Below are 12860 nucleotides of genomic sequence, written 5' to 3' on the forward strand. Positions count from 1 at the left end.
GCCTCAGCAATGTGGGGGGGGGTGATGCTTTATCCTGGTTGAAGACAAGGCTCAAGCGCTGTGCATTTTCCACAACCAGCTGTCTGCAACAAATTGACTAAGACCCTGCCCAAGAATGATCCGTCAGTCGCTTGGCTGCCAGGTGGAACCCCGCTTTCGGGAAGCGGCCATTGGTCTACCGAGCCAATCCAGCGCGATGAATGACAAGATAAGGCTCTTGTTGGGCAGGGCAGCGTGTGGACGTATTGGTATTAGTAAAGGTGCTGTTGCTGGTATTGTATCCATTGGGTCATACCTATGCGTTGACCCAATACAGGCCAATATGTACATCCACGGGTAGCAAACGTTTGATTCCAGAATTACGCCGCAGGGCTTATTTGAGTGCTATGCAGGTCGCCAGTTGGCTGCCGCGAGTGGCATTACCCTTCGCTGCACCTTCGCGGCCAGAGCTATTGGAGCCTTTGCAAGAGCCTGTTGGCGAGGCTCAGCCGCCGGCAATTGCGCAGCCGGAATCACCTCCTGTTGGCGATAGGCCAGCAACTGTTCATCCTCGGCTTGAGGTACCTCGACCTAAGTCGCAGGAGCGCAATATTCGGCCAGTAGTCAGTGATGAGCCGCAGACACCTGTACCCACGCCCAAAATCGCCATGGAGGCGCCTCCGCGCTTTGCATTGCAATTGCTACGCGCGGGTCATTGTGCTGTGTTGGTTGAGCTGCCTACAGGCGAGCCTTTGCAAGGTCGTGATCCAGCCTACTTGTTGCTCAAGGATTTGCTCCGGGCTGCCGGTTTACCAGACAGTCCGCAGATCATAGGTCAGCCGGTGCGCTGGCCATTACTGTCGCGCGGCAACATGGACCAAGGGCCGACAGCCGCGCTCGAGTTTGTTCAGAGTTTCGTGGCTGCTCGTTTGGAAGAGCAAGAGCCCTGTAGCTGCCTGTGGCTGGTTGGTTTGCCTGCTATACGATTTGCCGGTGAAGCTGACGCAGGCGATTACTGCCGGGAATTGCAGATTGAAGGTATAGGCCCAGCCTGGGCAGTACCTGGATTAGAGCTATTAATGGACGAACCTGTACGCAAAGCTGAGTTGTGGCAGGCGATGCGCCGTGTGAAACAACGTTGGATGAGTCAGTCTGAATGAGTGATGCATTATCGTTCCGCCCCATGACCGAGGCGGATATTGAGGCTGTGCTGAAAATTGAGTACGCCGCATATAGTCACCCATGGACCCGCGGCATCTTTATGGACAGCCTCAAGTCCTACGACAGCTGGGTGATGTTTGAAGGAACACAACAGGTGGGACACGGCGTCATTAATGTGATTCTGGATGAGGCGCATCTGCTCAACATCACTATCAAGTCTGAAAATCAGGGGCGAGGTTATGGCCTGCGCCTGCTTGAGTTCCTGATGCAGCGTGCGATGGAGCTAAAGGCCGGTGAGTGTTTTCTGGAGGTCCGCTCCAGTAACCAGGCGGCATACCGACTCTATGAGCGCTATGGTTTTAATGAGATAGGCCGCCGCCGCGATTACTACCCGGCAGTGGGTGGGCGCGAAGATGCACTGGTTATGGCCTGCACCTTGATTGATTAAGCGCCTCCCGTCTCTTTCCTGCGCACAGGTTGCAACCTTATCTGGAATCTGTGCCTGACCCTCAAGCACTTTCCTGCCTTTCACTGTGCTTTTTATGTCCAGCTGCAGCTAAGGCCAAGCTGTCATGCGCGTTCCCCTTATTTATCTACTGCGCTGCAATTAGTCATGCACACCGGCAAAGAGCTACTAAGCTGTTTGCTTTAATAATAATTTTCCCATGCTCAGCCATGACGTGAGGAACAGGTGTAGTGATGTGCGATTCTTTAGTAGTACGCCATCGGGGGCGAACATGGTTTGCTAAAAACAGTGATAGAGAAGCTGCAGAACCACAACGTTTGATTCGTATTCCCGAAGTGCGTGGTGACCGCAGGGCAACGTTGATGACCACCTACCAAAGTATTGCGCAAACAGCTGAGCGCCACGGCTTGCTATTGAGCCAGCCCAGCTGGATGTGGGGTGGTGAGATGGGGGTCAATGATCGCGGCGTAGCCATCGGCAATCAGGCTGTGTTTACCAAGCTTACCCAGAAAAACGCCAATTGTTTGTTGGGCATGGATCTGGTTCGCCTCGGCCTGGAGCGCGGAGCGACTGCTCGTGAAGCGCTAGAGGTTATTGTCGAGCACATTCATATCCACGGTCAGGGTGGGGCGGCGGGGTATCGCAATAAGTCATATCGCTATGACAACAGCTTCCTGATCGCTGATCCGCACGAGGCATGGGTGCTCGAAACCGCAGGGCATTTATGGGTCGCCAAGTGTGTGGAGCAGTGGGCTATTTCCAATGCGCTAACGTTGGGTTCTGAGTTTGATTTGCATAGCCCGCGCTTGCATGAACAGGCGCGTAAACTCGACTGTTGGGATGGCAAGGGCGAATTTCACTTTGCAAGAATCTTCGACACCCGCTTGCTGCCCTGGATCGCCGGTGCGCAACAGCGTTGTCAAGCCAACAAGAGGGTTCTGGATACAGGGGCGGAATCTTTTGGATTTATGCAGTTGGCTGCAGCGTTACGTAATCATGGCGACCTGGGCGACAACTTCCCCTGGCATAATAATCGCCAGGTCTGTATGCATGCAGGCAAGGTATGGCGCCCATCGCAAACGACCTCGAGTCTGCTGGCAAGCCTGGACAATCAAGGTGTCTCCGTTGCTGCAACAGCAACCTCGGCACCCTGCCTGAGTCTGTTCCAGCCACTGAGTTTTGAACCTTCATCCGGCGCGGCATTGTTAAGCGACCCACTCGAGCCGATTGAGCAGAGTTTGTGGTGGCGGTTTGAGGCGGTGCACCGCCGATGTCTTGCAGACAGTGATTTCAGGGTTAAACTGCGGGCCAGCCGTGATCAGCTTGAACCCTTGTTGCTTAGTGCATTGGGCCAACAGCAGATTGATTGGCCCAAACTTGCTGACTTGGCGAGCCACTGGCATCAGTATTGGCATGCCGAGGCGATCCAGCAGCCAGCGCAACTAGGCCGCTGGTGGCGGCGTTACGCTCAGCTGTGACTGCTGCGGTTGTTAATTTGTCAAAGGCTCACTGTGTCGTTTTAGGCGCATCTTGATATTTTGGAGTGGATGGAATGAGTGATTTACAGCACCTCTTCGACAACAACGAACGGTGGGCTCAGGCAATCACTCAACGCGATCCAGAATTTTTTGCCAAGCTGGCGCGTCAGCAAACGCCGGAATACTTGTGGATTGGTTGCTCCGATGCGCGCGTGCCTGCCAACGAGATTGTCGGCATGTTGCCTGGTGACCTGTTTGTTCACCGCAACGTTGCCAATGTGGTGCTTCATACCGATATGAATTGCCTGTCGGTGATCCAATACGCCGTCGAAGTACTAAAGGTCAAACATATCCTGGTCACCGGCCATTACGGTTGTGGCGGGGTGCGTGCGGCCATGCAACACCGGCAGTACGGCTTGATTGACGGTTGGTTGCGTACTATTCGTGATCTGTATTACGAGCACTATAAAGACCTCGAAAAGCTGCCCAATGAAGAAGATCGGGTAGACCGCCTGTGTGAGCTCAATGTCATGCAGCAAGTCGCTAGCGTCAGCCATACGACCATAGTGCAGAACGCCTGGCACCGCGGCCAGTCGTTGTCGGTACATGGCTGTATCTACGGTATCAAGGACGGACGCTGGAAAGACCTGAATGTAACGGTCGAGGGGATTGATCAATTGCCTTCGCAATACCGGTTGCGCCCGATCGATCAAAACTGACCGTTATGAAAAACTCTCGTACATGGGCCATGCTCGGCCTATTGCTCGCTATCCTGTGCTGGTCGGGCAATGCACTGGTCGCTCGAGCCGTTCACGATGACATTTCGCCATTTGCCTTGGCGTTCTGGCGCTGGAGCCTTGCCTGCGTGCTGCTCCTGCCGTTCGTGATAGCACCCTTGCGTCGGCATGTTGCCGACTTGAAACGTGCTGGCTGGCGCTTGCTGGTGCTCTCTGCCAGCGGTATCAGCGCGTACAACTCACTGCTCTACAGCGCGGCGCAAAGCACCGTAGCGATCAATATCACTTTGGTCAGCACCTGTTTGCCATTGGTTACTTTTATCGGTGGTGGATTACTGCTTGGCGAGTGGCCAGCGCGACGTGCCTGGCTAGGCATGCTTATCGCGGCCATAGGCTTGGTGATTTTAATTACCCAGGGCAGTTGGGCCACCCTGACGGCAATGTCGTTCAATCGTGGCGACTTGATCATGTTGCTGGCCGTGACGGACTGGGCCTTGTATTCCTTGTTGCTGAGGCGTTGGGCCAGGTTCTTGCAGCCTATCCCTCCGTTGGCACTGCTGGGTGTACTAATGCTGCTGGGTGTGCCGATGATCCTGCCGTTTTACCTGTTCGAACTGGCCCAGGGCGCCCAAGCCAATGTCAGCGCTACGACATTGGGAGCCATTGTCTACACTGCGTTGTTTGCCTCCCTGCTTGCCTACCTTGCCTGGAACCATGGCATTCGTGTCGTCGGTGCCGCAAAAGCAGCGCTGACAAGCTATCTAATGCCAGTGTTCACGGCGATTCTGGGATGGCTGCTGCTAGGCGAAGGCTTGTTGGCCTATCATTGGATTGGTGGCGGCTTGATCTTCAGCGGCCTGCTACTGGCCACCCAGATGAAAGCCAGTAATGCGCCAACGGCCGAGGCCAGGGCGATCGATTAGCTCGGGATCTGTAATTGCAGGCCGCTGGTTGCCAGCTTCAGCCATAGCATCGCAGCAATAAAACCGAGCACGCTCAGCGCCGTGTACCCGGCCACAATCCCCAGTGCTATCTGCTTCCAAAGCCCCGCGTAGGTAGCGTTGTTCCTCACTGGATAATGCTCGATGTCACGCTCGGCTCGCAGGTTGCCCAGGTTGTTGCTCATTGCATGGCTCCACAGATTAAGCACACTGAGCTAAATGCCAGAGCACGGTAATCACTGTTAAATTGGTTGCTGATTATGAGGCCGTTCGGCGGTGTGGCGTAAGCTGAAATCACAGCGTCGCTGTATTATTTTTCGCCGGGTTTAGGCGTGACAGGCATCTGCATAGCGCAGCACACAACACAGAGTCATTCATGAGGAGTACCACCATGCACAGCGCTTCACTCCAGGACACAGCCGCACCAGAAGGCATCTGCTACGGCTGCGGCAGTAGCAATCCGCATGGCCTGCAGATCAAAAGCCACTGGCATGAAGACAAGGTGCACGTCGTGGCTGAGTACCTGCCTGATGACAAATATACCGGCTGGCCTGAACTGGTATACGGCGGCTTGATCGCCATGCTGGTGGATTGCCATTCGAATTGGACTGCAATGGCCTACCATTTTCGGGCAGAAGGTCGAGAAGTCGGCAGCCTGCCGCGCATTGACTGCGTCACGGGTAATCTCGGGATAAAGTTTATCAAGCCAACACCAATGGGCGTACCGCTCACCCTGCGCGCTAAAGTTGAAGGCGAAGTAGGACGCAAGAGCCGGGTTATCTGCGAGGTTTACGCAGGCGATGTACTCACCGCAATTGGCGATTCAATATTCGTACGTGTCGACACGGCCCAGCTAAGCGCTGCGGCGCATGGGCGATAACACGAGCTCGTACCAAGAGCGCTCTAACGCGCATACAAAAAAGGGCTTACCTTTCGGTAAACCCTTGTTTTGTTTGGGGACGCAGTCACCGGCTTTGGCGCTGTAACTAACTGTTTTTAATGGTATTTGTTCCGTCTGTATTTTTTAGGGATACACGTAGGGATACACGGTGCCGGTTGCTGTACCCATAAATGGCCATATTTTGAGCACTCCACCAGGTTGGAACTGGTCAGCCTGATCACATGACTTGCATGGGCTGACTTATTAAAGACGGACATTCCTGCAGACATTGCAGCTAAGCATTCGTTGCTTCTTGAGGGTAGATAGGTCGCCCCATTCGGCTGTTGTAGAACGCGGCTAAAGCCTCATCCGATGCTTTTTTAAGCGCTGGGAGTTCGCGATTCAGGCGTTCAATCTCGTTTTGACGCTGTTTGATTTGCTTGCGATATTCGTTCATTTTGATGCTCCAAATTAAATAAGGGTTATTGGTCTGGGCGGGCTAGAGCCGTAGCCAGTTCTCCTGCAGCCGCAACCAGGGCAAATCGGGCAGCGGCGCGGTGTGCTTGGCCGCTAGCGCTGGCCGGTAGTGCTTCGGAGGCGAACCGCTCAACGGTCTGCCTTAACATGGCTGTGTACCCCAGCAATTGACCGGGCTCACACAGGGCAGTCAGGAAGGCGAGTAAGGGTGTTCCATAAAACTTTTTGACCCTTGCTTGCAGCGCATCTGAAAGCGCTGCACCGCCTTCAAAGCCGTGCAAGGTGTCGAACAACCCAAAGCCTTGGCCAGCGTCCGCATGCATGGCTAGCATGCGGATCTCCATACCGGCTTTAAGCTCCCGCCCAGCTTCGGCCATGGTTTCGGCTAAGGTCTTTTCACCGCTCGACACAAACAACAGCCGCCACTCTTGCACTGGCTTACCTGCTTGCCCTCGGTCATTGGCGCGAGCTTTCCCGGTGCCGTTGCCCAGCATGTACACCGTTTCGCCAACAATACGCGGGTCGCACTGGCTGATTTCATCGAGCACTAACAGGCCGTCTGAGTGCGCAGATGCAATCGATTCCAAGGCGTTGTCGGTGCTACGCCATGAGCGCTCAAAGGCGGGCGGGCCATACACCGAACACGCCACCCGCCCTGTGGTGCTCTTACCGCTTGAGCTGATTCCGTGAAAGTGAAAACCACCTGATTCATGGCCAAGCAAATGCAGTAATGGCCCCGCGAACGCCGTGCTGGCTGCAAAGGCGAGGCGGTGATTGTCAATGCATAGCGCACCGATTTGCTGTTGCCATTGTTCCAGTGTGCCCGCTTGGCTAATCGGTGGTAGCGCTGCACCTGCCTCATAAAAATGCAGGTGCTCATTGCTGCTACCTATCTGTCTGTCAGGGAGCAGATAGGCGTCACCGTGCCAGCCCAAACGACTGACCAAACGGGCGCGCTCTGTGCTGTCATAGCCTTGCAAATAGCTCTGCAAATCATTGCGCGAGTTACGTGCGGCGCGGGCAGGCGCGAGTCGCAGGCCCATGTTGACCAGTGGCCCGAGTACTTCCTTATTCATCGGCAAAAAGTAGAATCGAGAACAACCAGCAAGAAATTAAACGCTTACTCCAACTCGCCGAGTGGGAGGAAGGGTCAAAGCAGGCACCCACTGTAGTCAAAACAGCCCGCAAAGCTCTCGATGCAGCCAATGCGGAGATAAAAGCACTCGAAATCAAACAGACCAAAGTCTCCGAGAAACTTGAAGCTTTGCAGGAAAGCCAAAGCAATGAACTCGCACAGGCGAAGGCTAAAGAGAAAAAAGCAGCTGCTCAGTATGCTGCTGCGCTAGCGGCTGGTGACGAACCAGAGGAGACCCGCACCAAAGGTGTACTCCGTGCGGTGAGCGAAGCGCTTGAGTCATTCAAACGGGGGAACTCAGGGACGACCGCAGTAATACAAGCCCTGAACACTGAGCTGGAAACGATAGCGGAGCGTATTGAGCTGGCCAAGCAAGAGGCCAAAAAGGCCCGTCACAATATGCTGGAAGCCGCTCGTTACCTCTGGGCAGCGCGACTGGAAAAGGCCGTCCATGAACTAACTCAGATTGCCGCTCATGTGAACGCAACTGAGAAGGCGTTAGGCTGGGGTCGCTCGATGGGAGACATTTGCCTACCGATATTGAGCGCTACAGGAACACGATGGCTTAGAGAACGTGCCGTGCGAGAAATCAGTGCAGAGCTCAGCATCGAACAATTAATCGCTGCATAGGACCCAGTGCACCGCTCACTGATGTCGGGCGGAGTACCGTTTTCATCCGGCCCCAGGTCGAAGCGATACAGCACAAACAGCGGACGGGATTCAGCGTCTTTATAGACCCACACCTTTGACGGTTTACCGTGCTGGCGATGCTTGAGTGGACACTTGCCCATCGCTTCATCGGGTACGGGCTGCACCGGCACCCATTCCGGTGTTTTGGCCTGTTTCGCAACAGGTGCAGGCTCGCTGCTTGCGGTGACATTTAGGAAGTCAGCCAGCTTGTTACAGGCTTCGATATCCGTGCCGCCGTCGAGGTAGCGCACCAGGTCAATTAGATCGCCGCCTTTGTCTCCGGTAGCGAAGTCCGACCATGTGCCTTTAGCCAGGTTAACTTTGAATGAGCCTGCATGTTTGTCTGCGCGCAAAGGGTTGGGTGCGGTGTATTCCCGGTTGTTGTCTACACGCTTGCCACCGGGCAACCAATGCGCCAACACTCGATCAATTGAGCGCAATGCCGCCGCCTTTACTTCTGCGAAGCTTGGGCGCTTTTTAGAGGCAGTCATTGGCTGGCCTCCTTGCGAAGCGCGCCCGATACGCAGGCATCAATCAAGCCTTTGGCCAATTCGTTCAGGTACTGAATGGCATATGCATCCACCGGCTCAGCGTTGCCATCGCCGATGGATGCACTGAGGCTATTTACGCAGGCAAGAAGGCAGGAAGCATGCTCAAGCGCATCAGTAATCGGCACGCCCTCATTAACCGACAGCAAGCCGCCTGTAGGCAGTTTGCAGAAAAGTTCTTGGCGAGTGGTCACAACTGAAAGCGAACTCATGATTGCACCTCACCGTTCAAAGCGGAGGCTTCAATGCGCAGTTGCTCAGCATCAACGTCCAGCATGTTTGCCCAGTCTTCGGCGATGTAGCGTCCGGCGCGGGCAACGGCTGCTGCGTTGACTTGATCCAGTTTTGGAATCGCCGAGAACAGCCCGGTCAAAATGGCCAGCGCGTCACTGGCTCCAGTGAGTTCAGACTCGCAGTCTTGAAGTGTTTTGAGGTGCGGATTCATTGCGCACCCCCTTTGGTTTCCAGGGCGCGAGTACGGCGCATGGCTTCGTTGTAGCGGGCGAGGCGAACGGAAAGTGAAGAGTCAGCGTGTAGCGCGGAAATGGCGCGGGCTTTTAATGAGGCGATATGTTGCTGAATTGGAGGCGGATTGAGGGCGTGCAAATGCTTCATAAGTGGTGCTCCTACTGTTGTGGAGCTGCCACGAACCGTCGCCAAACGATTATGGGTGGCAGCTGTGCGCAGGTTGGCGAACCGGGACAGTAGGCACCCGGCATACCCGAAGGTATCCCACGCACAGCCGCCATAACACGTAGCTGCGGGCACAAAAAAAGCGCCTGCTGCTGGATATGGGGCGCTTGTGCGCCTACTGATGTTCGGGTCGCCAAACCCGGTCGCTGAATTTGCAGCGACCTTGGCAGAGTAGCTCGATGATTTGATCTGTGCAAGTCGAACTTGCTGGATGGAAATACTAGGCATAAAATGGCCTCGCAGTTTGGCTTCTCGGGGTTGCTGAGCTGCTTTGACATGACGCCTACGGTTAACCGTGGGCGTTTTTGTTTCAGTGCAGAGTTGGAGGGCTGCGCTCTAGCGATAGCCAACCTAAGTACTCACCCTTTTTTGCTCGGCGCTCGAACTCAGCCAGTGCCTCACTGGCAAGTAGAAGACTGGGTATCAGTTGGCTTGCATCAGTGACGGTGGCATCGACTGGCGGCTCAATCGCCAGCATTGTCCAAGTACCGCCAGGCCAAATTACGAACATTACCTGAGCACCTTCTGCCAGCGCCTTGTCACGCATAGCAATCAGGGCTGTTCGACCGCGCCGCTGAATCTCACTTAGCTCCGGGAGCGACAAAGCTTCAGGGCTATCAAGCATGGTGTGGGGTAGAAAGATCGGCATCATGCGGCCACCTTGTCCCGGGCAGCGATTCGTGAACGCACCCATTCCTGAACCTCACTCAGAACCCACGCCACTGGCGCACCTCGGGCGGTGCTGTCACTCAGCTTTACGGGAAGTGGGAAGCCGCTTTCTCGCTGACTCATCAGCTTATAAATGGTCGGGCGTGCCAGGCCGACAATGGCCACAACTTCATTGATGCGTATCAGGCTTGTTGAAGGGTCAAGCTGACCAGCAGAGAGGCGAGCAGTCGTCATGCTTGGTCTCCTGTTATCTGGCGGGTATGCGTTTCTAACCAGGCAGAGACATCGCTTTTACGGTAACGAACGCGAGAACCGCATTTAATCCACGCAGGCCCACCACGGCGCGAACAACGCCAGGCATCAAGCGTGCGAGGTGATAAGCCAAGAGCCGCAGCTGCTTGGGCTGTGGTCATAAGAACGTCGCTAAAAGGAGGAGCAATAGCGCCGGTTTGCAGGGGCTGAATGGTCATAGCTAATTACCTGTACTAGTTGAGACAGGCATAGGCTAAGGGTGGTCAGGGAAATGACCGGCCGTTCATTTCCCTGTTATTTTCAAGAATTTTTAATGGCATTAATTTGCCAGTTCAGCCATAAAGAATGGAGGGAAGGGCGCAGGTGAAATGCGCAAGGACTAGGGAAAAGGAAATCTACTAGTGGGCAGTCGTTGCAGACCGAAAACTATTGCAGGCATGCTTATAGGCGCTGCAATAACTGTGATAACTTAGTGGATGTTATTTTCTTGATCTTTATGCTATCTCTTGATATATAGCGTTTGGTTAAGGGGCGGGCTTTAGCTCGGTCCGGCGTGTGCTACGAGTGATTTGAGTATTTACCATAAGCCGAGCACTCTATTACATATAGGTTTTACATAAAGTATTTTTTACCCAAATCATAAGTGATATCGAAGCTAGAAAAAATTTCCTGGCCCCTTTTACACCACTCTAAGAAAATTTCAGATAAATCCTGAGTGATTGGCTTCTGAAACATTTTAGTTAGTAAGTGGTGAGTAAGTTCGGAGTTTGACTCGAGGTAAAAATCACCTGCACTGGTCATGTCGTACGGACTTTCAGGCATGGATTATATATTTTTTTGAATATCATTCTTTTGATGTTAGCTTTCACTCCACCTTGAACAAGAGCTTCTATATATTCTGGTGCTGTGAAGTCTGTGAAATAATTATCAGTTTCGACCCAGCAGTGGAATGCTTCTGGACTACTATAGATGTTACCGTTTTCTTCATCTGTAAATGACAATGTATTGCCGTGCTTACTTGCTTGATCACTTCGTCCTTAAATTCTTCAAGGTAACGCTGGTTGCTTATGGTTCATCTTACTGAGCCTTATTATGAGGCTTGGAGGTCTCTAGTGAATCCTGCGCTATTCAGAGTTCTACGAACTCGATCCGCTTTTGATTTTTAGGTATTTTTCAGTGAGTTTTTGACGGAGCCGTGTAGGGTAATCAGGTTCTTCAGGGCTGATATTTTTTACAATTCTTTCAAGCCAAACATTGTCTTCCTCACCATCCCAGATTTTTATGTAGCTTCCATCGCGATATCCGTTCGCTTGTCGAAAAAGGTTTAAAATATTTTTTGATACGTAGTGTAGGAATACATCATGCCAGCGAAGAGAGCACCTCTTCATTAACTGGTCCAGCACTGCAAAGCTGCGACGACGGCAAGCAGCCATTGCGCCGAGCAACTCAAGAAGCTGAAGAATATCAAGCTTGCCAAGCTTGTATTCCACTTCGTCAAAAATTATATTTGTTATTTGTAGTTCTGTACTTATCTTCTTGATTGATAAGTCAAGATTTGCATTGGACTCGACCAATGCGTCAGACAAGTAAAAGTGAAGTATGTCTATCAGTTCAATTTGCAGCTGGTAGACGTCTGGGGACTGATTTTTCCACCACTTCCAACCATGATGATCCAGTGCTTCAGCAGCTTCAACAAAAGCAGCTCTCAGAAAGGGTTGTTTGGCACTAACCCAGTTGGGGTCAATAACCCTATTAAGTTCATCCTGCAGAGTTAGCATTGTCTTGAGGTTTGCAGGCTTTAGGCTGTCTTGGTAGGTCATTATTTGGATGCCTCATCTTGATAGAGCAAGCTATTAACGTTCCAAAATACTTACTATTGCAATATGACTGAGTATCGATGCCATAAACTGGAGCCTTCTGAACGTTTCGACTTGCGCGTGGGGTGATCAAATAGCAAGCCGACTTGCTCTGGGTAGATGCTTGCGAATACTGCTGATGCTATTCCACATGGCTTAGTACCAATAGGGGCAATAAACATGCTTTTTCCGTAGCCGAGAGATGTGCGGGTAGTCTCTAGACACTCAAATGCAGCCTCCGGGTCATTCGCAGCACAATAAGCCATCTCGATTCGACCTTGCTCACTTAGTCGAGTTAGATGGGGAACGATAGAGTTTAGTTCCCAGCCAGGTTGAAATGCCGGGATGCCAAACACTACCTTGATATCCTTTGTAGTGATCATTTGATGCTCTTCAAGTGCTCGTTCTAATCTTTCCGATTCAAACCCTAAAAAGAAAACTCCTGCCTCAAGGTCGTCGGAGGTCAGGTCGACAATTGAATTCGGTATGGGGAGATAGCCTTTTATTCGGTCAGAGAGAGCGTACTGATCTGCACCCTTTGGTTTTGTATACTCTAATGGTTCAACATATATAATTTCTATTCTTTTAAGGCCAATATCGATAAGAGCCCGTATAGTGGAAAATAGCTCAGCAAATCCTAGTGTAGTGGCTTCTAGAACTACAAGTTGTCCAGCCGTAAAGTGACGAAACAGGTCTGAGCCGACATCGGCACTTGCGGTGGTGTTGTCGACGCTAAGGGCCATTGTTTCAATGTCATACTGGACAAGCACGCGCTGAGCATTTGCATCTCCAAAAGAAATTGCAAGCTCTCCACGTTCATCCAATGCACTGCCATGTATAAAAACAAACTTATCGTCCAATAACAGATCTTTTGGGTTTGACGAAGATCGAGTGTAAA

The 12860-nt window shown here is 52.5% G+C and carries 18 protein-coding genes and 2 pseudogenes; 6 read left to right on the forward strand and 14 right to left on the reverse strand.

Going from position 1 to position 12860, the window contains the following annotated elements; all coding sequences use genetic code 11:
* Positions 1–347: 347 nt before the first annotated feature.
* From CHB79_RS00065 to CHB79_RS00085, 5 genes are all read left to right on the forward strand, one after another.
* Positions 348–1139: an energy transducer TonB gene (locus CHB79_RS00065; RefSeq protein WP_089359165.1), complete on the forward strand. Its 792-nt coding sequence runs from the start codon at positions 348–350 to the stop codon at positions 1137–1139.
* A complete protein-coding gene (gene rimI / locus CHB79_RS00070; protein ID WP_010490834.1) occupies positions 1136–1588 on the forward strand; it encodes a ribosomal protein S18-alanine N-acetyltransferase in 453 nt (150 codons plus the stop codon). Before CHB79_RS00065 ends, rimI begins: the two co-directional genes overlap by 4 nt.
* Before the next feature lie 251 nt (positions 1589–1839).
* Positions 1840–3084 carry a peptidase C69 family protein gene (locus tag CHB79_RS00075; protein WP_176443108.1) on the forward strand — a complete coding sequence of 415 codons (1245 nt, stop codon included), beginning with the start codon at positions 1840–1842 and terminating at the stop codon, positions 3082–3084.
* Between the two features lie 74 nt (positions 3085–3158).
* On the forward strand, positions 3159–3803 hold the full coding sequence (gene can / locus CHB79_RS00080) for a carbonate dehydratase (RefSeq protein WP_010490838.1): 645 nt from the start codon (positions 3159–3161) through the stop codon (positions 3801–3803).
* 5 nt (positions 3804–3808) lie between these two features.
* Complete coding sequence (locus CHB79_RS00085; protein ID WP_245851313.1) at positions 3809–4744, forward strand: DMT family transporter; 936 nt, start codon at positions 3809–3811, stop codon at positions 4742–4744.
* On the opposite strand, the gene CHB79_RS00090 is transcribed toward CHB79_RS00085, so the two are convergent.
* The gene (locus CHB79_RS00090; RefSeq protein WP_089358498.1) at positions 4741–4947 is read right to left on the reverse strand and encodes a hypothetical protein; all 207 of its coding nucleotides are present in this window, start codon (positions 4945–4947) and stop codon (positions 4741–4743) included. The genes CHB79_RS00085 and CHB79_RS00090 overlap by 4 nt on opposite strands.
* A gap of 206 nt (positions 4948–5153) precedes the next feature.
* Between CHB79_RS00090 and CHB79_RS00095 the strand changes: the two genes are divergently transcribed.
* Positions 5154–5642: a PaaI family thioesterase gene (locus CHB79_RS00095; RefSeq protein WP_089358499.1), complete on the forward strand. Its 489-nt coding sequence runs from the start codon at positions 5154–5156 to the stop codon at positions 5640–5642.
* Between the two features lie 295 nt (positions 5643–5937).
* On the opposite strand, the gene CHB79_RS21975 is transcribed toward CHB79_RS00095, so the two are convergent.
* The 13 genes and pseudogenes from CHB79_RS21975 to CHB79_RS00145 form a co-directional block, all read right to left on the reverse strand.
* Positions 5938–6099, reverse strand: a complete 162-nt coding sequence (locus tag CHB79_RS21975; protein ID WP_176443109.1) for a hypothetical protein — start codon at positions 6097–6099, stop codon at positions 5938–5940.
* A 43-nt stretch (positions 6100–6142) separates the two neighbouring features.
* Positions 6143–7189: pseudogene (locus tag CHB79_RS00100) on the reverse strand (DUF927 domain-containing protein); the annotation flags it as partial.
* A gap of 724 nt (positions 7190–7913) precedes the next feature.
* Positions 7914–8435: pseudogene (locus CHB79_RS00105) on the reverse strand (type I secretion C-terminal target domain-containing protein); the annotation flags it as partial.
* Positions 8432–8704 (reverse strand): DUF3077 domain-containing protein, encoded by a 273-nt coding sequence (locus CHB79_RS00110; protein ID WP_089358501.1) that lies wholly within the window; start codon positions 8702–8704, stop codon positions 8432–8434. The gene CHB79_RS00110 and the pseudogene CHB79_RS00105, both read right to left, overlap by 4 nt.
* Positions 8701–8937, reverse strand: coding sequence for a hypothetical protein (locus CHB79_RS00115; RefSeq protein WP_089358502.1), 237 nt, complete (start codon positions 8935–8937; stop codon positions 8701–8703). Before CHB79_RS00115 ends, CHB79_RS00110 begins: the two co-directional genes overlap by 4 nt.
* Positions 8934–9107 carry a hypothetical protein gene (locus CHB79_RS21980; RefSeq protein ID WP_176443107.1) on the reverse strand — a complete coding sequence of 58 codons (174 nt, stop codon included), beginning with the start codon at positions 9105–9107 and terminating at the stop codon, positions 8934–8936. Before CHB79_RS21980 ends, CHB79_RS00115 begins: the two co-directional genes overlap by 4 nt.
* A gap of 388 nt (positions 9108–9495) precedes the next feature.
* Positions 9496–9837 (reverse strand): hypothetical protein, encoded by a 342-nt coding sequence (locus CHB79_RS00120; protein WP_089358503.1) that lies wholly within the window; start codon positions 9835–9837, stop codon positions 9496–9498.
* Positions 9834–10088 carry a helix-turn-helix transcriptional regulator gene (locus CHB79_RS00125; protein ID WP_089358504.1) on the reverse strand — a complete coding sequence of 85 codons (255 nt, stop codon included), beginning with the start codon at positions 10086–10088 and terminating at the stop codon, positions 9834–9836. The genes CHB79_RS00120 and CHB79_RS00125 overlap by 4 nt, the downstream gene beginning before the upstream one ends.
* Positions 10085–10324, reverse strand: coding sequence for a helix-turn-helix domain-containing protein (locus tag CHB79_RS00130; RefSeq protein WP_089358505.1), 240 nt, complete (start codon positions 10322–10324; stop codon positions 10085–10087). Before CHB79_RS00130 ends, CHB79_RS00125 begins: the two co-directional genes overlap by 4 nt.
* A gap of 394 nt (positions 10325–10718) precedes the next feature.
* Complete coding sequence (locus tag CHB79_RS22335) at positions 10719–10928, reverse strand: DUF2026 family protein (protein WP_089358506.1); 210 nt, start codon at positions 10926–10928, stop codon at positions 10719–10721.
* Complete coding sequence (locus CHB79_RS22340) at positions 10904–11107, reverse strand: DUF2026 family protein (RefSeq protein ID WP_141133406.1); 204 nt, start codon at positions 11105–11107, stop codon at positions 10904–10906. Before CHB79_RS22340 ends, CHB79_RS22335 begins: the two co-directional genes overlap by 25 nt.
* Positions 11108–11242: 135 nt before the next feature.
* Positions 11243–11926 (reverse strand): dUTP diphosphatase, encoded by a 684-nt coding sequence (locus CHB79_RS00140; RefSeq protein ID WP_089358507.1) that lies wholly within the window; start codon positions 11924–11926, stop codon positions 11243–11245.
* Between the two features lie 53 nt (positions 11927–11979).
* Positions 11980–12822: a hypothetical protein gene (locus tag CHB79_RS00145; protein ID WP_141133407.1), complete on the reverse strand. Its 843-nt coding sequence runs from the start codon at positions 12820–12822 to the stop codon at positions 11980–11982.
* Positions 12823–12860: the final 38 nt, after the last annotated feature.

It is taken from the genome of Pseudomonas segetis (genome assembly GCF_900188155.1).
GTDB classification, from domain to species: Bacteria; Pseudomonadota; Gammaproteobacteria; order Pseudomonadales; family Pseudomonadaceae; genus Aquipseudomonas; species Aquipseudomonas segetis.